This is a genomic window from Pseudobdellovibrionaceae bacterium (assembly GCA_023898385.1).
Taxonomy (GTDB): Bacteria; Bdellovibrionota; Bdellovibrionia; order Bdellovibrionales; family UBA1609.
The window spans coordinates 1974906-1997103 of the sequence record CP060220.1 but is presented as its reverse complement, the minus strand read 5'-3'; the positions used below and the strand labels follow the sequence as shown (position 1 = coordinate 1997103).

20 protein-coding genes are annotated in these 22198 nt (G+C 45.2%); 16 read left to right on the top strand and 4 right to left on the bottom strand.

What is annotated here, in order from left to right; all coding sequences use genetic code 11:
- From H6626_08965 to H6626_08950, 4 genes are read left to right on the top strand one after another with little or no spacing between them, the layout of a single operon-like run.
- Positions 1-1773 (top strand): hypothetical protein, encoded by a 1773-nt coding sequence (locus H6626_08965; GenBank protein ID USN46347.1) that lies wholly within the window; start codon positions 1-3, stop codon positions 1771-1773.
- On the top strand, positions 1751-2518 hold the full coding sequence (locus H6626_08960; protein USN46346.1) for a hypothetical protein: 768 nt from the start codon (positions 1751-1753) through the stop codon (positions 2516-2518). Before H6626_08965 ends, H6626_08960 begins: the two co-directional genes overlap by 23 nt.
- A 12-nt stretch (positions 2519-2530) precedes the next feature.
- Positions 2531-3526: an HD domain-containing protein gene (locus H6626_08955; GenBank protein USN46345.1), complete on the top strand. Its 996-nt coding sequence runs from the start codon at positions 2531-2533 to the stop codon at positions 3524-3526.
- Complete coding sequence (locus H6626_08950) at positions 3523-4059, top strand: NUDIX hydrolase (protein USN46344.1); 537 nt, start codon at positions 3523-3525, stop codon at positions 4057-4059. Before H6626_08955 ends, H6626_08950 begins: the two co-directional genes overlap by 4 nt.
- 4 nt (positions 4060-4063) lie before the next feature.
- Here the strand turns inward: H6626_08950 and H6626_08945 are convergent, their stop codons facing one another.
- Together H6626_08945 and H6626_08940 are read right to left on the bottom strand one after the other, a co-directional pair.
- Complete coding sequence (locus H6626_08945) at positions 4064-5032, bottom strand: glycosyltransferase family 9 protein (GenBank protein ID USN46343.1); 969 nt, start codon at positions 5030-5032, stop codon at positions 4064-4066.
- Between the two features lie 12 nt (positions 5033-5044).
- A complete protein-coding gene (locus H6626_08940; GenBank protein ID USN46342.1) occupies positions 5045-5845 on the bottom strand; it encodes a glycosyltransferase family 2 protein in 801 nt (266 codons plus the stop codon).
- Positions 5846-5861: 16 nt separating this feature from the next.
- On the opposite strand from H6626_08940, the gene H6626_08935 reads away from it, so the two are divergent.
- A complete protein-coding gene (locus H6626_08935) occupies positions 5862-6683 on the top strand; it encodes a GGDEF domain-containing protein (protein ID USN46341.1) in 822 nt (273 codons plus the stop codon).
- On the opposite strand, the gene H6626_08930 is transcribed toward H6626_08935, so the two are convergent.
- Together H6626_08930 and H6626_08925 are read right to left on the bottom strand one after the other, a co-directional pair.
- Entirely contained in the window at positions 6680-7789 is a 1110-nt protein-coding gene (locus H6626_08930; protein ID USN46340.1) for a hypothetical protein, read from the bottom strand. The two genes, H6626_08935 and H6626_08930, sit on opposite strands and share 4 nt — an antisense overlap.
- A 229-nt stretch (positions 7790-8018) precedes the next feature.
- A complete protein-coding gene (locus H6626_08925) occupies positions 8019-8756 on the bottom strand; it encodes an HAD family hydrolase (GenBank protein ID USN46339.1) in 738 nt (245 codons plus the stop codon).
- A 255-nt stretch (positions 8757-9011) separates the two neighbouring features.
- On the opposite strand from H6626_08925, the gene H6626_08920 reads away from it, so the two are divergent.
- From H6626_08920 to H6626_08870, 11 genes are all read left to right on the top strand, one after another.
- Positions 9012-9863: a DUF4339 domain-containing protein gene (locus H6626_08920; protein USN46338.1), complete on the top strand. Its 852-nt coding sequence runs from the start codon at positions 9012-9014 to the stop codon at positions 9861-9863.
- Between the two features lie 361 nt (positions 9864-10224).
- On the top strand, positions 10225-10953 hold the full coding sequence (locus H6626_08915; GenBank protein USN46337.1) for a MotA/TolQ/ExbB proton channel family protein: 729 nt from the start codon (positions 10225-10227) through the stop codon (positions 10951-10953).
- A gap of 1 nt (position 10954) precedes the next feature.
- Positions 10955-11512, top strand: a complete 558-nt coding sequence (locus H6626_08910) for a biopolymer transporter ExbD (protein ID USN46336.1) — start codon at positions 10955-10957, stop codon at positions 11510-11512.
- 1 nt (position 11513) lies between these two features.
- Positions 11514-12026, top strand: a complete 513-nt coding sequence (locus tag H6626_08905) for a biopolymer transporter ExbD (GenBank protein ID USN46335.1) — start codon at positions 11514-11516, stop codon at positions 12024-12026.
- An 18-nt stretch (positions 12027-12044) separates the two neighbouring features.
- A complete protein-coding gene (locus H6626_08900; protein USN46334.1) occupies positions 12045-15053 on the top strand; it encodes a hypothetical protein in 3009 nt (1002 codons plus the stop codon).
- A complete protein-coding gene (locus H6626_08895; GenBank protein USN46333.1) occupies positions 15050-15985 on the top strand; it encodes a tetratricopeptide repeat protein in 936 nt (311 codons plus the stop codon). The genes H6626_08900 and H6626_08895 overlap by 4 nt, the downstream gene beginning before the upstream one ends.
- Entirely contained in the window at positions 15982-16218 is a 237-nt protein-coding gene (locus H6626_08890; GenBank protein USN46332.1) for a hypothetical protein, read from the top strand. Before H6626_08895 ends, H6626_08890 begins: the two co-directional genes overlap by 4 nt.
- Before the next feature lie 4 nt (positions 16219-16222).
- Positions 16223-17737 carry an AgmX/PglI C-terminal domain-containing protein gene (locus H6626_08885; GenBank protein ID USN46331.1) on the top strand — a complete coding sequence of 505 codons (1515 nt, stop codon included), beginning with the start codon at positions 16223-16225 and terminating at the stop codon, positions 17735-17737.
- Positions 17738-17800: 63 nt separating this feature from the next.
- Positions 17801-18676 carry an outer membrane beta-barrel domain-containing protein gene (locus H6626_08880; GenBank protein USN46330.1) on the top strand — a complete coding sequence of 292 codons (876 nt, stop codon included), beginning with the start codon at positions 17801-17803 and terminating at the stop codon, positions 18674-18676.
- The gene (locus H6626_08875; GenBank protein USN46329.1) at positions 18673-21231 is read left to right on the top strand and encodes a hypothetical protein; all 2559 of its coding nucleotides are present in this window, start codon (positions 18673-18675) and stop codon (positions 21229-21231) included. The genes H6626_08880 and H6626_08875 overlap by 4 nt, the downstream gene beginning before the upstream one ends.
- Positions 21232-21257: 26 nt before the next feature.
- Positions 21258-21893, top strand: coding sequence for a hypothetical protein (locus H6626_08870; GenBank protein ID USN46328.1), 636 nt, complete (start codon positions 21258-21260; stop codon positions 21891-21893).
- The last annotated feature ends 305 nt before the right edge of the window (positions 21894-22198 follow it).

Below are 22198 nucleotides of genomic sequence, written 5' to 3'. Positions count from 1 at the left end.
GTGGCTGGACAGCAAGGCACTCCACATTGGCTGGTAAAAAGCAGTGGTCGGGTTTTAGGCCCGTACACCACAGACGAAGTAGTTCATTTACTGAAAAATAAAGAACTTGCGGTCTTTGATGAAGTCTCCCGACCGTTTCGTCGCTGGAATTACATAAGAGATGAGGTCGAATTCGCAAAGGCCGTTGAAGAAATGCGGCAAAGTGGTGGTTCGGCCATTGATGAAATCACCTCCACTATGTCAACGGCGAGCATGACTTCCACAGATAGTATTACCGAACGCGTGGATCATGTGAGAGACGATCTCACAGATGATATTTCACTGCATAGACACGGTAACGAAATTGTGTACGAGGATATTGACGAAGAGCCAATGTCTAGATCTGGCGCCGCCCCAAAGGGAAATGCCTACGGATACATGGGTGACTCGGCTCTGACGAAGCAAACGGATCGAGCCTCTCAATCCATGTGGTTTATTTCGGGAGTCATTGTCATCCTCGCCCTGGCCTTTGTGGGTTACACTCGATTTATAGATAAACCCAAAGCGAAACAAACAGAAGCCAGCCGTGCTCTTGTTGAGGCTGATTTTTCATACCTCACTGGCGATTACAAAGCGGCATTGGATTCCTATAAAAAATTAGCGACAGAAGATTTAAATCAGCCGGACGTGATGGTTCGAAAAGCCATATTGCTTGCCCAAATCGAGGGCCAAACAGCGGAGGCGCGAAGGTTGTTGCAAGGGGTTAGCGGTAAGGCCGGAGCTCCTCTGGATGAAATTGATCTGGGTCTTGGTGTGATTGACTTGCTAGAAGGAAATATCAACGGAGCCCGCCAAACATTGAAAAAAGTGATTTCAAGAAACCCCTTTGATATGCGGGCTCTGATTAATATGGCTGCCATCGCTATTAAAGAAAAAGACTGGGGGGCGGCCAATGGACACCTGCAGTCGGCCCTTCGCCAGGCTCCGTTTGATCCCATCGCCTATGTGCTGTTGGCTCGAGTGGCGGTAAGCCAACATGCAAAAGGTGATAAGGTCGCCGTTCGTGATGTAAAGCAGGTGCTTGAGGGTTACGACCTTGATGGAGATTACCAACAAGAAATTTTGCTCAGTCGAAGCTATCTGGATTTCTTGGCTGCAACGAAGATGGATTGGGAACAGCGAATTTCTGAGATTTTAGATATAGATCCCTATCAAACATCTGATTTTAATCATGATCCCTTTATTTACAGAGACGCCGCTGGATGGGATGCACTAAAGTCTTGGTGTGAAACGCTTACGAGTCAGTTTGATTTCTCGCCTCGGGCAATTGCTTTGGCGGCTTATTGTCATGCAAAAGTTAAGGATGGCTTCACAGAAGCCCGTCGTACGATCGATAAAGCGGTGGCTCAAAGTCCCAATGATCCTCTGGTCAAGACAGTGCAGGGATTTATTCTTTTTGAGCTAGGTTTTGTGGATAAGGCGTTGTCATCTTGGAATGCGGCCATTGAAAGTGACAAGCAAAGATCTTTCGTCGCTCCCTTAATAGTAATGGGGCGATATTGCCAGAATGAGAAAAACTACGAATGTGCGGCAAGAGTGTGGGATGAGCTGATTCAAAAACATCCTCGTTCTCTGCAAGCCATAGCTGGTTTAAGTCAGATTATATTTTCGCAGCAAGATAAGGGGACGGCCGAGGAGTACCTATCGCGAGGGTTGGCGTTGGCGCCCAACTACCGCCCTCTGTTGAAGATTAAGGCGGAAATGAGTGGCAATGATGCAGCTCAAACGAACTGAGTGTTTTCATCGTCATATTGGTGGGCTGACTCTATTATTTGTTGTTATCCTTTTTGCCGTTGTTTCCAGTGGGGCCAACGATCACGGTCACTCCTCCAGTGCAGAGACAACATCATCAGTTCATACTGGGCATGCCTCAGAATTTGATAAGAGTCTAAAAATGCCACGGCCCCTTGCCGTGATGATCGACGAATTCATTGCTAACACAGAGAAAAACAAGAGTGCTGAAAAAGAGGCTGCGGGGTCCACTAGTATTCTAGATAAAGTGGCTTTAGAGCGGCGGCACATGGTGGTTTCGGTGACGATGTCGGAGGAGACACCTGGCGTATTGAGCCACAAAGTCATTCAGATCCCCTTACGCCAAGATGGAGCTATAGTTGATTTTCGCAATTGGGTGACAAAAAAGAAGGGATACTTTCGACTTAAAATAGATTTGCCCCACGAACTTCAAGAGGGTCAGGCTTTTGATAATCTGCGAGTGTTTTATGTCAGCCGGGCCTTGCCTCAGGAGTTGCGTGGAAAGGTTTTTGGATCTGGCTGTTCAAAATTTATGGAAATAACTAGTTTTTATAAGAATCATTTGGGCTCAAAAGAGGGATTAAAACTCAATACGACAGATCAAAGATATTTAAGCGTCGTTGCTGGCAATTTTTATTTTTTCACCACCGTGGACGAAGACTACTTTTTAGGATCTGTGTCATTTGTTGATTCCCGATACAAGGCGAAAATGTGTAAACAAGACTAATAGGAGCCGAGCGTGGCATCGTTAAATGAGGCAAACAAGCAATTTGTAAATCAGCTTGTAGAAAAACAAAATATAGAGTCAGTTTTTTGGGTCAAAGATAAATCTTATCTGACTGATAAAAACGGTAAGCCCTACATTAATTTGTATTTGGGCGATATTACAGGGTCGATCAACGGCCGAGTTTGGGAAAAAGCGGACGAATTTGTACACGCCTTTGACGAGGGAGACTTTGTTTTTGTTAAAGGTCATATTCAAGTTTTCCAAAAGAAAAAGCAGATGGTGGTTCATCAAATTCGGAAAGCAGAATCATCAGAATATTCGTTGAATGACTTCATGGCATCGGCCAAACGCCCAGTGGAAGCAATGATGGCCGACCTTGAAAAGCTCGTGGACGAAATGAAGGACCCAGCCCTTAAAGCTTTGGTTGTTGAAACTTTAACAGATAAAGAAGTTCGGCCACTCTTTTTAAAGGCGCCAGCAGCAAAGACCATTCACCATGCCTATGTGGGCGGGCTACTGGAGCATGTTCTCTCCATTGCTCAAACTATGAGTTTTTTAGCTAAGCATTATACTTTTTTAAATTATGACTATTTATTATTTGGTGCTATTTTTCATGACATCGGGAAAATCTGGGAGCTGTCGGTAGAGGACGGTTTTCAATACACCCAACGCGGACGCCTTGTCGGCCATATGGTTCTTGCCTGTGAACTAGTTGATAAGATGTCCATGCGTATTTCTGACTTCACTGAAGACCAACGTGATATTTGTAAACACATTATTCTCAGCCATCATGGCAAGTTAGAGTATGGCTCTCCGAAAAGACCAAAACTTTTAGAGGCCTTGGTAGTGGCTATGATTGATGAATTTGACAGCAAGATCAACTCAGTAGCTTCGTTTATGACATCTGAATTGGAAAACCAGTCGGATTGGACAAGATACGAGGCCCAACACGATCGATATTTTTATTTGCCTCTATTTGCTGAACAATTGAAATTGAGCGGCAAATGAAAAAATGGAAAACTTTAGAATCCAACGAAATTCATAAAGCCGGTTTTTTTCGTCTCCGTACAGATAAATGCGAGTTGCCTGATGGCCGGGTCATGCCCCGTTACTATGTGGTTGAATTTTGTGATTGGGTACACGTGGTGCCCGTGACCGCTGATGGCCAGGTGGTCATGGTGAATCAATATCGGCATGCCGCTGATGAGTGGTTTATGGAGTTTCCCGGCGGTGCTACAGATCCCGGAGAAGACCCTAAAGCCGCGGCATTAAGAGAACTAGAAGAAGAAACGGGTTATGTGGCTAAAAAAATTGAAGCCCTCGGAATGCATTATCCCAATCCAGCCATTCAGACCAATCGGGTGTTCACGTACTTGGCCACGGGATGTGAATTAACAGCAAAACCGTGTCTTGATCCTTTTGAAGACCTTGAGGTGAAGCTGGTTGAGAAACAGTGGTTGATGAATCAATTTCAAACAGGATGTATCAACCATGCTTTGGTTGCCGCATCGCTCAGTCTTGCCATGGGCCGTTTGTCGTAGCCGCTTATAAAATCATCTCAGGGCCTATATCGATTTTTTCCATGCAATCATAGTGTGGACATTTTTCGCCGATGCATTTGAAATATCCGGGGCAGTCGACGGCTGGCGCTATCGTGAGGGCTCTTGGGCCCTTTGGTCCCCAGCGATCGGGTTTTTGAACAGTAATGGGGCTAAATATACCAATGGTGTGTACACCAAGGGCCGCAGCAAGGTGAAGCACTCCGGTGCTCGGTGCCACCACGGTCTTTGCACCCTTTAGCAAGCGCAAGAGGTCCGTCCCGCTGAGCTGGCCATCTAACCATTTTATATTTTCATTTACCTTAGTGTTTTTCTTGAGCGGCTCCAACCATTCACGATCCATATTGGTGCCTGTAACAAACACCGAGGTGCTCTCACTGAGCGACTCAATCAAGTTTTTATAATAAGCCAGTGGCCAATTGCGAGCAGATCCACCCATACCAGGGTGGACCACCACGTAACTGCGTGGAGATAAATTCTCTGGTGGCTCCGCGTGAAGTTCCAAAGGCAGGTGTTGGGGCAATTTTTGCAGATCCAATCCTTGCTCAAGAAGTAGGTAGTTGTAGTCTAACTCGTGGTACTGGCATTCACTTCGTTTTTGACGAATCCCTTTGTTAAAAAACAAAAACGAATGCCACTGACTCAAGGGGCCCACCCGCCAGGGAATTCTTGCCAAAAAAAGGGCCAAACTCATCCACCATGGTGCATGAAACACCACACTGGCGGAGAAGTTCTCTTGCCGAAGCCACTTAACGAATCGAAAAAAATCAAAAAAGCTCAATTTTTTGGTGATGGTTCGAAACGGCCTATTTTGTACAATAAAATCTAGGCCCACTGGAATAATCCAAAAGCACTCGGTGTCCTTTAAATCCGGATGGGAGTCCACCGGCAAAGTGAGAACCAAATCACCCATGCGATCAAGCCGAACGAGCAGAAGTTTTTTATACTTCTTCACTGTTAATTCCCACTACCGTATGCCTTTTCTAAGGTGATACGCTTTAAGATATCGGACAAACCCAGCAAACGCTGAAAGCGAAGCAATACAAAACCCTTCAAAGCCATCTAAAAACCCGCGCTTAAGAAAGTAGTGTTTGAGGAATCGACTGAAAAAGCTAATCAACCCTCGAATCACTAAAAAATTCTTCTTGGATTCAGCAAGGCGCTCCCCATCGAGGGATGTGTAAAGGTTGAGGCGCTCAAGGTGATCGCTGAGAGTGTGATATGTGTAGTGATAAAGGGGGCTTTTTAGTCGGTTCGTTTGAGTATTGTCCTGCACGATCACTTTTTCATGAACTTTGGCTTCGTTCCAGTGGCTTGTGGCTTTGGGAAAGAGCCGAAGCTGGTAGTCTGGATGCCAACCCGAATGGTATATCCAGCGGCCGCAGTAGTTAACTAAACGATTGAGGTAAAAGGCGGTTGTCCCATCGAGCTGAGGTTGCAGCTGAAGAATCTCCTGTTTTAGCTCCTCTGAAATAGCCTCGTCGGCATCCAAGGACAGGATATAATCGGAATGAGCTTTCGAATTGCCGAGGTTTTTTGTCGCTCCATAACCAAGCCAATCGGTGTCGTAAAAGGTCACCCTGTCAAAAGATCTACAAATTTCAGGTGTGCGATCGGTACTGTGAGAATCCATAATGATAATTTCATCCACCCAATCGTGGATAGATTTAAGGCATCTCTCAATATTGCATTCTTCATTTTTAGTGATAATGACTACGGTTATGGTTCCCACTTCTTTTGTGTACCGGCACAGATCTTGTAAGGTCAAGTAAGAGGTCTAATCTATGCTGATTTCTGACGTAAAATGGCCAATCGTGTTGGCTTTTATAGCTTTGCTGCTGGCATCTGAGGGATATCCTCAAAATGATGGGGATTCCTCTGGCCCAGATACGTCCGAAGCCACAGAATCCGCCGATTTACTCTCGCCGCAGCCCTGGAGCCTAATTGAAAAGCCTGGTTCTGGCGCCATGAATCCTTTTTCAGGAATGAAGCCAAGAATGAGATTGGACCTTTTAATGAGCTTGAGTCCTGACAAGGCTTTAGCCATTCTTCAGCAGCATTATGCTTACGAACAGGCCCTCGAGCAGGCCGTGCAGACCGATGCACTCACTCAATTGCACAATCGAAGGGCTTTCGATCAGCGAGTGTCGACACCACCCACACAAGACCTCTATGTGGTCACCATGGATATTGATCATTTTAGTCGAATCAATAACACCTATGGGCATCCCACAGGAGATGTTGTTATTCGAGGAATTGCCCAAGGTATTCGCGATGGATTACGGGCTACAGATGTGGCCTTTCGCACAGGCGGTGAAGAATTTGTGATTTTGTTAAACCTGGCTGATTATGGCAAAGTCCATGAAATTGTGGAACGGATTCATAGCCAGATTAAATCGCTCCGCTTCAGGCCCACCACTGGGGGAGACGAGTTCTCAGTGACAATCTCTATTGGAGTAGCAAAATACACCGTTGGTGATTCTAAAAACCCAGGCCCGACACTAGCAGAGGTGATTGAGCAATCTGACAGTGCCCTCTACAAAGCCAAAGTCACTCGCGATACCATCGTGTGGGATGCGAGCTGCCAAGATTACCTACTTCTTTAGTATTTAATCCTCATCTCGATGGGATAGTGATCTGAGAACCCGGCTTTTGTGGCGGATGTGGCTTTGTGATTGTATCTTAATGGAACGCCTGAAACCTTTGAACCGTAAAGGGGTAGGTTTTTTCTTCGGTACTCATAAGTGTCTGCTGCAAACTCAGGAGCCCGCACGTTGAAACTACTCAACACGACTTCCACTCCGTTTTTATCAAACAGATTTTGTGTGACAAAAAATTTGTCCAGATAGTTCCACGACATTTTCGGTGGAAAGAAATAAGTCCCAAGAGGCTGACCATTTTTAAGACTTCCACGGTCTTCAGCCAGTTCACGAAGATCTAAAAGATAGTTTTTCCAGGCTCGGCTCTCGAGCACACCCTTATGGGGATGGGGCCAATCGCTATCAACGGTGTTGAAATCGCCAGTGGCTATTCCGTGAAAGTTTTTGCCATATTTTTGTCGGTCTTCTTCCATCATGTTTTTTAACTCTTGCGCCACCTTGAAGCGCTTGGTTGCTGGGGCCGCTTGTGAGGGCCAGTGATTGACATAGACGGCGAGAACATTTTGGCTGTCCAGTTGAAAATACACACCGAGGATGTCGCGAGTGGGCTTTTGGTCAAATTCATCACCTTTGAAGCGGTGGACACGGTGGCTGATATAATTTGCAGAACTGCTGTCATAAAGGAGGGCCACGTCAATGCCGCGATGATCGGGACCTTCTTCGAGAACATACTGATCAAAGCCCAGGGTTTGTGCCAATCGCTTTAACACAACTTCGTTTTCAACCTCTTCAATGGCTAAAATATCTGGGCGCTCACCTTGCAACACCACCTTCTTAATCTGATCCAATTTGAGACGAAGTTTGTCTTCTGTCCAATCTCCGTTTAAACATGCGGCTCGATACTTAGGGCTCTTGGTGAGGCAGCCTTCTTTTTTTCCAGGGTAGCCTTTTGGCAAGAAATCCCAATCACTCTTACCTTCGTCATGGGCCGTATCAAATAGGTTTTCCACGTTGTACGACATCACTCGAAGTTCATTTTTAGCCCACAGCGGTTGAATCAGCGAAAAGGTGGTTACCAAAGTCAGTATCCCCAAGGCTAAAATCCGAGCCATATGTCCCCCCAATGAACGGTTCAGTGTGTCTCTGAGTGAATTGTAGAAAAGTAATATAGATGTTGTAAACATAACATATGGCAATTGATTGGACCCCAATCAGCGAGTAGGTCTTAAAACGAATAAATAGGTTTTGAGAGAGCAAATCACTATATTTAGTGTGTGTATATTCTTTCCTCTGCGGCATATAGTGTCATTGATTGCTTTGCGTCAAAATCTGCGAGGGCGATCAATCACTCAAAGTGTAGTGCATTTGAATGACTGGTAGGTCAGCCGGCGAAGCCTCTCTCCCGGAGTGGACGCTATCAATAAAAACAAGATTCACGTTGGGGCACTGCCTGCGGACGTGATTGATGATGACGGGTTCATTTTCGAAAAACCAAACGTCTGAATCCTCTGCGCAAAATCTTTCTAACTCACTGGCCTTAAAGGATTCATCTCTTAAGTGGCGGTCTGGTTTCATAATCAAATCTGAAACTGGGTTCACAAGGGGAAAGTTCCATTTTTTGAGTCCTGTGATCGTTCCAGTTTCCATTCGGGGCCGGTCGCGACCGGTGAGGTACATGATCCGCGCTCCAGCTTCAAAAATTGATCGAGTGAAATCAACGGCCCCGGTGTAGGGGATGTCCCAATCTAGGTAGGGATTGCTAAAAAAATGTTCTGCCCAGAACTCGCGCACGGCCTCAAAAAACAACAGCTCAGAGCGAATGCCTGATCGCACCAGTGTTTGTCGTATGCCCCAATCTGTATGTTCGGTTTCGCTGATCTTCAATTGGGCGCATTCATTGGGGTAGAGCCTTTGCATTTCTGGATCGCCTGCAAAATCGTGCAAGATGCGTTGAGTTCTCTGAGTCACATTGAATAAAGTCGAATCCAGGTCAAAGACGGCGATCAATGGTGATGGGGAAGAGGCCCGATTTCGGGCTACTTCAATGATTTTGGCATGTATTTCTTTTGAGTGTGGCACCCTAAACCTCTAACATAAAATGTTGCCTATGGTAACACTTTGATTGCGGCATTCGATGAATCCCGTTTACTAGTTCAACAAAAAAAAAGACATTTCTCAAAGTGTTGTCTCATTATTGCGCAAAACACAGAAAAATTGGTCAATATCCCAAAAAATCCCCAGTTCAGTCTTAAGTCAGGGGGCGAAACCGCCGATGGTCCCCTTGAAGATAAACGTAAAGAATTATTTAGATTCGAAATTTAAAAGGTCAAGACTATGGCGAAGTTCTATATATCACACAATGGCGAGCAACAGGGTCCGTACTCAATAGATGAAATTGTGCAAAAAGTAGGTTCAAGTGAACTTAGCCCTATGGACTATTTGTTCGATGAGCAGGCTAATGATTGGGTAGCTTTTCTTGAGCATGCAGTGATTTCGAAAAAACTTTCTGAGTTTCGGCCGAAGGCACCGCCGAAGCCCAAGGCTCAGCCTGAGGTGAGTGCCGTATCTGAAGATGTTCCGCAGGAGTTAAAACAAAAAGTGGCCGAGGCCGGCCAGCCCGAATACATGCTTTATGATTGGTACGTTTTAAAGGGAGAGAATCGTTTTGGACCCTTTTCGTATCCCGATGTTGTTCGTATGCTACAAGAAAAAGTGGTGTATGAATTTGATTTTGCCTGGCATTCAGGTTTGGAGACTTGGGTGCGAATTGCTGAAATCGAGGCGTTTAAGACAGCCAATATTCAGAAACTGCAAAATACACTGATGCCTGAAATCAAAGAAGTATTCTTTCGACGGCGCCATCGAAGAGCTAAGTTTGGTGGATCCATTATCGTTCACGATAATAAAAATGTGTGGAAGGGGCATGCCGTAGAAATCAGCGCCGGCGGTGCGGGTGTAATCATGGACAACTCCATGCTTGTTCCGGGTCAGAGCTTATTTTTACATTTTAAGCCTGGCGACGGTGTCCCACCATTTAATGCGGTTTGTGAAGTTGTAAGTAAGAAATTTGTTGGTGGTGTTAAAGATAAAAACGCGCCTCTTATGTATGGTTTGAAGTTTAAAAACATCAGTTCGAATACACAGAAGTTTCTGCAAGATTATGCTAAAACCCAGGAAGCCGCATAGTACGGCACTAGGGCGACATAATCAGCTCAAAGCACATGTACACGGAAGAGCGAAAACAAAAAAAGTGATGGGCGACAGCTGATCACTGAAGTTTAAGCTTTGAGGGTGTACATGTAATTCGATTTTACCCTCAATGGCAGAGCTCCACAGCTCAGATAAATCAGGTCAGGAAGCCGTCGCCTATGCGGCTGACGCTTTCGGCCGCATGTCGTCTTCGGATTGCGTCACTAACGTGCCGCAACCCGGATACGCCATGCACGACGCGAGCGCCGCATAGGCGACGGCTTCCTGACCTGATTTATCTGAGCTGTGGAACCAGCAATTTTTTAAGTATGGTTATTTAAAACATGGGGGTAACCAAATGACAAATATCGGTTCTATTATAGTGGATGGCGGTATTCCAGCCTATCTGATTGTTCTGATGGGCGTGGTATCACTGGCTCTAATCGTCGAACGGGTGAAAGTATTGTACTTTGACTATTCGATTAAAACACAAGAGTTTATGAAGCAACTTACTAGTTTGGTAATGAACGACCAAATTGATGAGGCCATTACCTTTTGTTCTGCTAACGACAAATCGCCATTGGCTCACACAATAAAGGGTGTATTAGAGCGAGCGGATCGCGATGATGAAGGTATTAACACTGGCCTAGACATTGCTCTATCAGAAATTATACCTAATCTTGGTAAGCGACTGGGTTACCTTTCTATGATTGCAAACGTATCCACTCTGCTGGGTTTATTGGGTACGATTATTGGTCTAATCATGGCCTTTGCCGCTGTCGGTGATGCTGACCCTGCCCAAAAGCAATTGGTGTTGGCTCAAGGTATTTCAATGGCGATGTACACCACAGCCCTTGGTTTATCAGTAGCTATTCCTACGATGGTTGTTTATTCGTTCTTGCACTCACGGCAAAATCACTTGCTCGAAGAGGTTTCAGAACATGCATCTAAAGTAGTTGATTTACTGACAACAAGACACTACCAGCCATTTGCTCAAGCCGTAGCGTTTCCTAAAAACCTTGGCGAGTCTGAAATAGCTGGTCGATCAAAAAACGAACCACCGGCACCTAACGCAAAGGCGAACTAATATGAAGAATTCACGTTTAGCAAACTTAAACAGTGATTCGGAAGCCACCTTTGAGCTGGATTTATCTCCCATGTTATCGCTCATGGTGACTCTGATTCCTATGTTATTGCTGTCCGTGGCGTTTGTGCAGATCACAATCATTGAAACGGCATTGCCTCAGGCTGTGCAAGAAGCTATCGAGCAAGATCGCAACAAAAAAGAACGTGAAATATTAGTAAAGCTTGAAATGGACCAGGCTCAGGGCTTTTCACTCACGGTTTCCGAAGATGGCCGAGTGGTTAATCGCACTCAATTGCCAAAAACGGCCGGAGAGTGGGATTTAACGGGTCTGCAGGGAGCCCTGGTGGTAGTGAAACAAAAATACCCTAAGACTTTTCGACTGGATTTATTTCCAAAAGAGGGCATTTCTTATGAGCAAATCGTTAAAGTTATAGATGAAGCAAGAACTATAAAAGATAAAGCTAAGCAAGTTCAAATTCAAGATGGAGCCACAGGACAAATGGTAGCCACAGATGTGATGTTTCCTGACGTGGTGTTTGCCAACGTGGTGGAGGGATAAAATGAGACGCGCTGTTGAAACAATGAAGCGAAACAATCGCAAATCCACATTCATTCTTCAGCTCACAGCTATGGTGGACATGTTCACTATTATGATTGTGTTTTTGTTAAAAAGCTACTCGACAAGTGCCGTTCATGTCACCGCTCATGAAGGACTAAAACTTCCTCATTCATCGAGCTATACGGACCCGGTTGAAGCCGTCCGCCTAGTGGTAGCGACAGATGGCATCTATGTGGATGATAAAAAGATTGTCCCCATGAACGAAGGGCATCTTGAGGTGAACTCGACAGAGGCGAACGATCCCGATTTTATTAAAGGACTGTTTCAGGCATTGGATGAACAAGCAAAAAAGGCACAAGCCATTGCTGAGCAAAACACTGAGTTTCAGTTTGACGGAAAAATTGTGATGTTGGCCGATCAGGGCCTAGATTACGGATTATTGAAGAAAGTGATGTATACGTCGTCGCTCGCTGGTTATGCAGATATGAAGCTTGCGACGATGGCTAATCAATAAGAAGGAATGGTTAATATAATGATGAACGCGATACGAACTCTTAAAACAAACCGAACCCTGGGCGTCTTGTTAGGAGCGCTTTTGGTTTCAATTTGGGGAGAGGTGCGTGCCGCTGAAAAGCCGAAGGTGAAGACTGGTCTTGAGGAATTAAAGCTGGTTGAGGGCAATGAAAAAGAAAATGACCTCAGGGCTCTGCAGGCTGAAGTCTTGATTTCAACTAGTGAGAAAAAAGCCGTCCAGCAAATTCAGAAGCTTCTTCGAAAATATAAAGGATCACCCATTGAGCCCGATTTGCATTTTCGTTTAGCAGAGCTCTACATGCGTCGATCAAAGACAGACCGCTTTTTAGAGCTGAATCGGCAGTCTGACACGGTGGTGAAAGCAGCGCCAGCTCTCGTAAAAAAGGCTTCATCTAAAAAGTTCATCACGCAAGCCATAGATATATACGAAAAAATAGAAAGACGTTTTCCTCGCTATAGAAAAATGGATCTAGTTATTTTTAACAATGGCTTTGCCCGCCAGCAGCTCGGCCAGCAGAAAGAAGCCGAGAAAAAATATTGGACGATTGTAAAAGATCACAGTTATTCTCCACTGGTGGCAGACTGTCATTTAGCCATTGGTGAAATTAATTTTGATCGTCAGAAATTTAAATTTGCATTGGACCACTTTAATGCCATCAAAAAATACCCTCAGTCGAGAGTGTATCCCTATGGTTTGTACAAGGCCGCTTGGTCTTACTACAACCTCCATCAACCAATGGATGGCCTTAAAGAGCTTGAGGCGGTCGTAGAGTATGGTCGATATGTGGAACAAAACAATATCGATGCTCGCCTTGATTTAAGAAAAGAAGCGCTTTTGGATATGACCATCTTTTACGAAGATGTGCTGCCGGCAAAACAAGCCTTCAGTTATTTTCAAAGTCAGGCTGGGCAACTGGACGTGGCTCCCATTATTCTGCGCTTGGCCACCCTGTACGACCGACATAGCCGTTATTCTGATCGACGCATTGTTTTAGAAGATTTTATCGATAATCGGCCAAAGTCGGCCAGTGTTCCTGAAATTCATGAAGAATTAATCTGGAACTACGAAAAAATGAAAGATCAAAAGCTTGCCGTGCGACAAATGGAAAAGTTAGGCGAAGTTTGCCAAAAAGGCAGCCGCTGGCTAGATTCACAGCCAGAGAAAATTATTGATGAAAACGGGCAACCTACTAAAGACACTCCAATGGGTCTTTGTGCTGGCCGGGTGAGTGGCACAAGTTTAAAGCTCGCGACAAAGTGGCTTAAGATTTACAAGAAGAATCCCAACGGCCCTGAATTCGCCGATGTGGCGGAAGACGCGTTTCGAATTCACCTGCGCTACGATGACAATTCAAAAGAAGCCCACGAGGCCCGGTTCGTTTATGCAGAACTCCTGTTTCAGCGTAAAAAATACCGCATGGCCAGTGAGCAATACTGGCATGTTGGACAGCACACCAAAGAAGAAAAACTCGGTCATGATTCAAGATATGGTGCCATTGTTAGCTTAGAAAAAGCAGTAAATGATAAGTGGAATGGCGAAGACGAGGTGCTATTTAAAAAGTTTGCTAAAAAGTACATAGATTCTCATCCCAAGGGCGACTACCGTCTTGATGTGGAATTCAAGATGGGTATTATTGCCTATGAGAAAGCTCGATATGACGAAGCGGCTCCGATTTTTGTAAGCATCGGTGACATGTTTGCTAAAACTGAAAAAGGCATGAAGGCACAAGACCTCTATTTGGATATTCTGAATTTGAAAAAAGATTATGAGGGTCTTAAGAATTACAGTAAAAAGTTAATGGGAGCGAAGTTAGCTCAAGATCGTATAACTAAACTTCGAAAGATCTACGAACAGTCTTACTTCTTACAGGCTCAGCAGCTTGAAGAATCGGGCAACTTGAAAATGGCGATGAGCCAGTACAAAGATTTTGCACAAGAAAACCCTAAATCAACGCTTGCAGAAAAAGCCTATTGGAATGCATTGCAGATTCATTTTCAATTAGAAGATTTTTGGGGTGGAGCCGATGCCGCTGTTCGGTTTGCCGAACAATTTCCTGAGTCAAAGCAGGCGAAAGACGCTTTGGTCAAGGCTGCTGAGACCTACGAGACCATGGGCGAGCTGTCTCGGGGTGTGAAAGTGATTAAAGTATTGGCGGCAAAAGATTCAGAAAACGCAGGCAAGTGGTTGTCGTTAGCAGCAGACTATTTGTTGGTAGAAGGCGACACCGATGGCGCTATGGCACTGTTTGAAAAAGTCGCGTCATTGAAGGGCGAACATGCCGCCCATGCCCTAGCTAAAGTAGAAGAATTGTCGCTAGCTAAGGGGAATGTTCGCGCCCACCAGCAAAGTCTTGAGAATTTGATCGCACTGGGTGTTCAACCTCAAGCCAGCCTGGCTCAACTCAAAATACTTGAAAAGGTGTTTGCTGAAAAACAATATACCGATGCCTTTGCGATGGCGAAGAAGGTCCTTAATATGGATGGAACAGCTTCGACATATGCCAAGGCCCAAGCGCGAATGATGCAAGCGCAAATTCTTGAGCAAGAGTTTGATAAACAAAGTTTAAAGTCAAAAGCCGAACGGGTTCACTTGGTGTTGGCGCTTAAGACCGAAAAACTAGAAAAAGCGCAAACGGCCTATCAAGCTGTCATTAGATATGGTGATCCTGGGTCTTCTGTTGAAGCCCTTCGTCGGCTAGCTCATCTCTACGGAAGCTACGTTACAGCCATTAGGACGATGCCTTTACCAGAGGGTGTACCGCAAGAAGAAGAAACTGCGTTCAGAGCAGAAATTGATAATTTGGCCATTCCAATGGAAGAAAAAAGTGTTCAAACAATGGCCCAAGCTCTCAACGAGGCCCGTCGACTGCAGTTGCACGACGGTACTGTTCCAAAAATTCAAGGTGAGCTTGATCAGTTGAATATGAGACCAAAGAAAGAGTCTTTAGTTAAGTTCAGTCAGCCGGGCATAGTAGTGCCGGTGTTTAAAGAGGCGGTGGGATCATGATGAATAATTTAATCGCCATGTTGGTTCTTTCAATATTTAGTTTTGGCTGTGCTCATTCTGCAAAAAAGGCTGAGAATGAGAGGTCCCTTGTATATACAAAACAAGTAAAATCAGAAAACCTTGGTGAAATATCTGCATCTGGCGCTTTTAGTTGCCCTAATCGCCGAAGAAGCTGGAAAAATGAATCCTGGAAGAAGGTCGTCGAGCTAGCCAACAACTGCGTGCGTGAAGGCAAGTGGTCATCAGTGGAAGATATGGGCAACTTTTTGAGCCAAGAGCACCATCAAGGCCCATGGGGTCCTTACTACCTGAGCTTATCTGCAGAAGCCAATAAAAATACATCAAGAGCCCTTTGGATGATTGATCTTGCACTTAAAAAGTCACCCAATTTGGGACTGCTACATTACCAAAAAGGTCGAGTCCTTTGGAGTGTTGAAGAGTATGGTGGCGCAATGCAGAGCTTTCAACAGGCAATAGATTTAGACTCAGACCTTGTTGCCGCTCATACATTTGTGGGCCAAGTGTATTTGCGAGATCAACAGCCGGCTAAAGCTGAATATCACTTCAACAAGATTATTTCACAAGATCCGAACCACCGAGTGGCGCTTGAGGGTTTGACGGAGTGTCATGAACTTCAGGGCGACTACGGTGCTGCTCTAAAAACATTGCAGCAGGCTATTTTAACCTATCCACGCACTTTGGAGTATCGCCTACGAGAAGCTTCAATTTACGAAGTTCAACAAAAAGATTATGAGCAAGCCCTTGCTGCATACAAAAAGATAAAAGTCATGATGAGTGAGAATCGGCTCGCCGGCAATTCAAATATAGATTTGGATAAAAAAATCACATCTCTTGAAGCTTTGTTAGGTAAAAACACGAGCCCTGAGAAAGTTTCGCAAAACAGTTCTCGTAAATTGAGGAGGAGTAAATGAGACCTCTGATAATATTGGCCATAGTATTGTCGCCCTCACTGGGTTTGGCAAAAAAAGTAGAGTATCGAAAGACCCAGAAAGTAGATTTTGATGCCGCTGAAATTGATGGGGAGGCGAGAACGCCCGATGGAGCCTACTTACATCAAAAACGAGGGGTTGATTTTCTTCCCCTTTATAAAATTCGAAAGCAATTTGATAAAGATATTAAGAATTCTGTGGAGCATTTGAGGTAAACCGATGAAGCGTGTAGAACTCGAATTAGAACATCACTTTAAGAATAAATTTGTGGGTCGACACAGGTTTAAGTCAACGGACGAAATGCCCGTGCTTGGTGCGACTCGAGATGCAAATATTCGCCTTTTAGGTGATGGCGTAAGCGGTGTCCATGCGATCCTTGAATACAATAAAGATCGATGGGTTCTATGCGATATGGGCAGCGAGCATGGCACATGGGTCAAGAAAAAGCCCATTGTTGAGTATGATCTGACTTCGACCACGGTGGTCCGTATTGGTGGTCATACACTTAAAATTGTTCCGCGAGTGATTGAAGGTGACCTGTTCAAAAAAGATGTGGATCTGACTAAACAATCAGACATGGGCGCAGAGCTTTATCATCAGGTGATCGTGCGAAAAGCAGGATTTGTAGTGACAACAGAAATACTTGCTCCCAATCAACCATTTATATTTAAACACGGTGGAAAGCCCCACAGTTTGCCAGCGCCTAAAGATGGCCATTGGCAAAAGACCACATTTGGCGAAGCCGAAGTTCAACAACGACTGGTTAAGAGTACAGAAGTCCGGGCCACGGTTGAAGATCGAGTGAAGGGGATTTTTGATCCCAGCCTTCGCTTACCAATGGGCGCAGCCCTTGTGGTATTGTTGATCGTGACGGGTTTAGTGATGCTGGCTCCGTCTCAGCCCGATGGAGAGTTTGCTGCTGTAAAACCAAAAGACAACAAATATTCTCGAATGATTTTTGATGCCAAAGCCGTTCGCAAAAAACGACAACAGGCACAAAAACTCAGAAAGACCATTGAAACCAACACTCAACATGTGGCCGCTGTTCAGCCGGTTAAGTCACAAAAAGCGGGTGGCGACAAGAAAGTGACAAAATCAGCCACGAAACAGGTGATCACAAAGATTAAAACAGCGGGTCTATCACAGCTATTAGGTAAAATTTCAAAGCGGGCTGCGAAAACAGCCACACTGGTACAGGCGACCGGCGTGGCGGCGGACTCTCCCAATGCTGGACGAGCCATCGCATCTGTTGGAAGTCTTGGCAAGGTAGCGAAAGCCTCCGGTGTCGGCACGGGCACATCCTATAAGGTGGCTGGTGTCGGAACTGAAGGACGTGGCGGTGGCCAAACAGGTTCAGTCTCTGGCATCGGAGGACTTAGTGCCAGTGGTGTCGGTACGGGCACAGTGGGAATACTAGAGGAAGAGACTGAAATTGAAGGTGGTTTGGATCGCGATGTGATCTCTCGTGTGATCAAGTCTCAATTGGGACAGATTCGGTACTGTTATGAGCGACAACTCAGTGCCAGTCCAGACATGTATGGAAAAGTATTAGTGAACTTCACCATTGGAGCTCAAGGCTCAGTGGTGACTCAGACTATAGGTTTATCAACACTCAACAGCGCCATGGTTGAGGGATGTATCTTGCGGCGCGTAGCAGGTTGGAGGTTTCCACAACCAAAAGGTGGGACCTCTGTGCTTGTGACGTATCCATTCTTATTTAAGAGCACCAACTAGTTTTTTTAAAACGGGTGCACTTTTAACAAGAACGGGTTTCGGCAACGCCAAACGGGGGGCGAGATGCGTTTAGAAGATACTCCACTTAGGTGGCAACAAAAAACTCTATTGGCTATTTTGGCAGCAGGATTTGCATTCAGCAGTTCCGCCCTGGCTCAATCAGCTCAATATTCGCGAACAAAACCCGCAGCCTCAAAGCCGGCAGCAAAAGATGCAGCCAGTCCAAAAGCTACGGACAGGTCCTCTGATAAGTTGGACATTTCTGACCTCGAGCAAAAGTATTGGGCCCCTAAGGACACCGACTTTTCAGTGGTACAGAACCGGGCTTACACAAAAGAAAAAAAGATTGCCGTGAGTGCTCTCTACGGTCCCGTGGTTAACGAGACATTCTCTTCCGGGCAGAACTTGGGGATCATTGGGAACTATTATTTTACCGAGCGGCATGGTGTGCAGCTGACTTACATTAACTCCATGCTTGGAAGGAGCAAAGCAACGGAGAGCTTTATGGGACAATCTGGCGGCGACGTTCTGCCGGACTACAACACACCGACCAGCTATCTAGGAGTCAATTACAACTGGGTTCCTGTATATGCAAAAATGAGTCTTTTGGGTAAAAAAATTATTTACTTTGATATGCAGATTTCTCCAGGGCTTGGTCTTGCTAACTTCGAACAGAAGTACGAAGTTGATCCCACTGGCGGCATTGATGAGCGCACTCAAAGTGCCTCGGCGATGGCTTTTTCTCTAGATGTTACTCAGTACTTTTTCTTTAGTCCCAAGTTTGCCCTCCGGGCCGATCTTCACAACCGCTGGTACAATCAAGAGTTGCTTGTTTACAACAGTAACCCGAATAAAAACATCGCTAAGAGCGAGTTAAATAATACGACCACATTCATGATTGGTGTAACGTTCTTCTTTTCTCCAAGGAGTCAGAAGTGAATTTAATAAGATTAGTCTTTGCCATTTATATAGGTTTCGGGCTGACGCTAGCCCATGCCAGAATGGTGGCTGACGGACCCATGGACTCGGTGGTTTCACCGAGTGTTTCAAAAACGACTCCTGAGCCTCCTGAAGGAGCCATGGACACAGCCAAAGTGAAATTTCGCGCCTTCTGGAACACAGCCAAGCACAAGTTCAATCAGTACCGAGGAAACACTCCGGCACCCGCGGTGGCGAAGAACCCAGAAGTCGTCAAGCCTACGGCAAGTGCAACCACGGCCACATTGACCCCAGAACAGGTTGAAGAAAAAAAGCAGCAAGAAATAGTCGCCGACTTAAAAACCAACATGCCGGCTTACAAATCAGAAGAGAAAAGCAACTTCAAGGCCATTATCAGTGAAACTAGCAAGGCGATCGGTTCGGCGGAAGTTTTAAGGCAGGTCAGCCCAGGGCGTGTCGGCACCACGGATTTACAAAGGACCAAGGCTGGTGTGCCCCAATTCTATCTGACAACCAAAAAAGAAGTGAAAACGAAAAAGGGCCAAACCAAAGTTATTAGAATTGCAAAAAAGCACATTCCTCTTCTTGATATTGGCGAAGAGCCACGTATCACTAAGGGTGACCTGGTACCGTCAAACCTAAAGGTGAATCTCGATAAATACAAAACTCCAGAAGCCCTGCCCAGTCCAAAAATGGTCAGCAAAAGTGAACTTGATAAATGGACAAAGAAAAAAATCACTTTGGTAACGCGACCAAAAATTCTTGATCCGAAAAACCTAGGTCTAGGTAAGGTGGTGACTCAGCGGCGCATTGACAAAGTGGATGTGGCGATGAAAACCGAAATTCCATTGGAAGCCGAGAAGCCATTGGTTCCCATGACTGAGAATGAGCTTAAAATGCTCACGGCCATGATACTTTATAAAAAAGGCGGCAAGTGCCATATCGTATCGGGCATGTTCTTTGAACTTGAAAAGAGTCCCAAGTATTTTAAAGAGGCCAACTATCACTTGGGCAAGTGCGCCCACGAAATGGGCTTTCACTCAGAAGCCGTCAATCGCCTGACCAAAGTAATAGCAGCTGAAGATGCTGACTATGGGGCCGGTGCGGTCGAAAGTATTGTGGATCAATTGCCTAAAGAATACGAAGTGGAAGTGGGTCAATTACTTGAAGGCTTAAAAAACAAATCCCTGATCACGGCAAAGGCTCAGGATATTGCCAATTACATTATGGCAAAATCCAACTACCGCCGAGACCGATTTAAGACAGCCCAAACCTTTGCTGAAAAGGTGTCAACTTCTACAGATCTTTATGCACACGCCCAATATTTGGCGGCGATCAGTCAATACTCTCGTGGCAATGCCACTGAGGCTGCTAAAATGATGGCATCCACTCGGGATTGGATGACCAGGTCAGGCCACAATGACCCTAAACTAGAGTCACTGATCGCGATCAACTTAGGGCGAATTCATTTTAGAAAAAATGAATTTAAAACAGCTGACCTTGAGTACCGAAAAATTGCCAAAAACAACTCATTTTGGATTCAGGGGTTAATCGAGTTGGGCTGGACGCAACTTCAAATGGGTGATTTTGCCGGAGCTATTGGTAATATGTACTCCTTGCACTCCCCCTACTTTCGTTACGTGTATCAACCAGAGTCTTACGTGGTTAGAACCATTGGTTATATCAATATCTGTCAGTTTGGTGATGCTTACAGGACACTGACTCAGCTGGAGCGGCAACACAATAGTTGGCTAGCGTCGGCAGATAGTTTTATTAAAACCAAGAAAAAGGCTCGCGACTACTATGATACAGTGGCCGAGTACATCCGAAGCGGTGATAGCGGAAAAGCTGTTAATGGTTTGCCGGCACAAGTGATTCGAGAAGTGGCCAGACAAAGAGACTTTCTAAATGCTCAGGCCGCCTTGAATACAAAAGTGGACGAGTTGGCCCAATACAAGTTCATCAATGGCATGATTCGTAAGGATCAAAAAAGCGTATTGTGGCGACTACAGCAGGCCAAAAAGCGGATCAAAGAGAATAAAGCTAATATCGCCAAGGCCAAAACCGATAAAACTCTGATACAAAATGTGAATCAGTGGAAAGCCAACTTAAGAAACGATCAAAAATTGGCTCACAACCTTTATTTCGAACTGAAGGCCTATGAAGAAGGTCGCTTGGCTTTTGCAAAGTTTCGAACGGTGGCTGAAAAGAATTTAGAAAAAGAAAATTACAAAATTAAAGAGGCCGCGGGTCGAGCCCTAGTGGCGCATCTTCGAACTATGCGTAGCCAGATGGACAAAATCATCGAGAACAACGAGTTCTTACGTTATGAAGTTTATTCCGGCGCAGGGGAGAATATCCGGTATCAAGTGGCCGGAGGCGAAAGTGCTGGTCCTAACCGGGTGCCCTCAAGCATCAAGCCAAAGAAAATCATGAATTGGCAATTTGATGGAGAGTATTGGGAAGACGAGATCGGTGCATACCGTTCGTCATTAAGAAATAACTGTCCGCAATACGGTCAGGTGAACTACACAACCAAAACTAAGAAAAAGTAATTTGAAGATTTAAAGGGGTATTTAAAATGAAAAAAATAGTATTAACCGCAGTGGCTTTAAGTTTTTTATCTGTGACGGTACATGCCAAGACAGAAATCGAGGGCGATATTGAAAAACTGAAAACCAACATGGAAAATAGCGAAGCCAACTACAAGCAGTATCAGGATAACCTCGACATCGCAGAAGGCAATGTAACTGCGGCGGATGGAGCCATTAAAGAGTTGAAGACATTAAAAAAGCAACTCAAAGAAAACACGCAAAATGTGGATAAAAACAAAAAAACATTGGCTGCCATGCAAGTGAAACTGAATGCTATGAAGCAAAAAGAACAAGAAAAAATAGCCACTGAAGATAAGCAAATAGCTGAGGTTAAAGCGCTTCTAGAAAAGCTAGAGAAAAACAAAAAACAAAGAGAACTCAACGTCAAAGCCTACGACCAAAAAGTGGCTGAAATTCAACAAGAGCTTAACGATTGGGACAATCAAGTGGCTCAGATGGCAAAACTCAACGAAGAGATAGATAAAAAGCACCAACAAGCCGTCACCGAAAAAGGCAAATGGGTAGGCAAAAAAGCCGACTACGCCAAAGAAGCCAAAAAGTGGAAAGGCCAAGCCAGCACAGCAAAAAGCACCTACACCAAGTACCAAGCCCTAGCCGACTAAAGGTACCTGCTTCCTTTTGTGGCGACAATGCGTTAGGCAAGCCGTCAACCCGAAGGGCGCATATCGAGTGTCGGAAAGGATATCTGGGTAAAGGTACCGGTAAAGGTACATGTGTTGCGTTAGAAGTTTGGGATCACACAGCTTTGCTTTATGGTGACAATGCGTTGTGCAAGCCCCCCGCCAGCGCCACCGCCGGCCCGAGTGGCCATGTATCGACTTCGGATGTGGTCACGGACTGTGGCAACCCCAAGTAAGGTATGTTCAAAATCCCTTGGGCTGTGCAATTGGCACGGAACCGTTTGTGC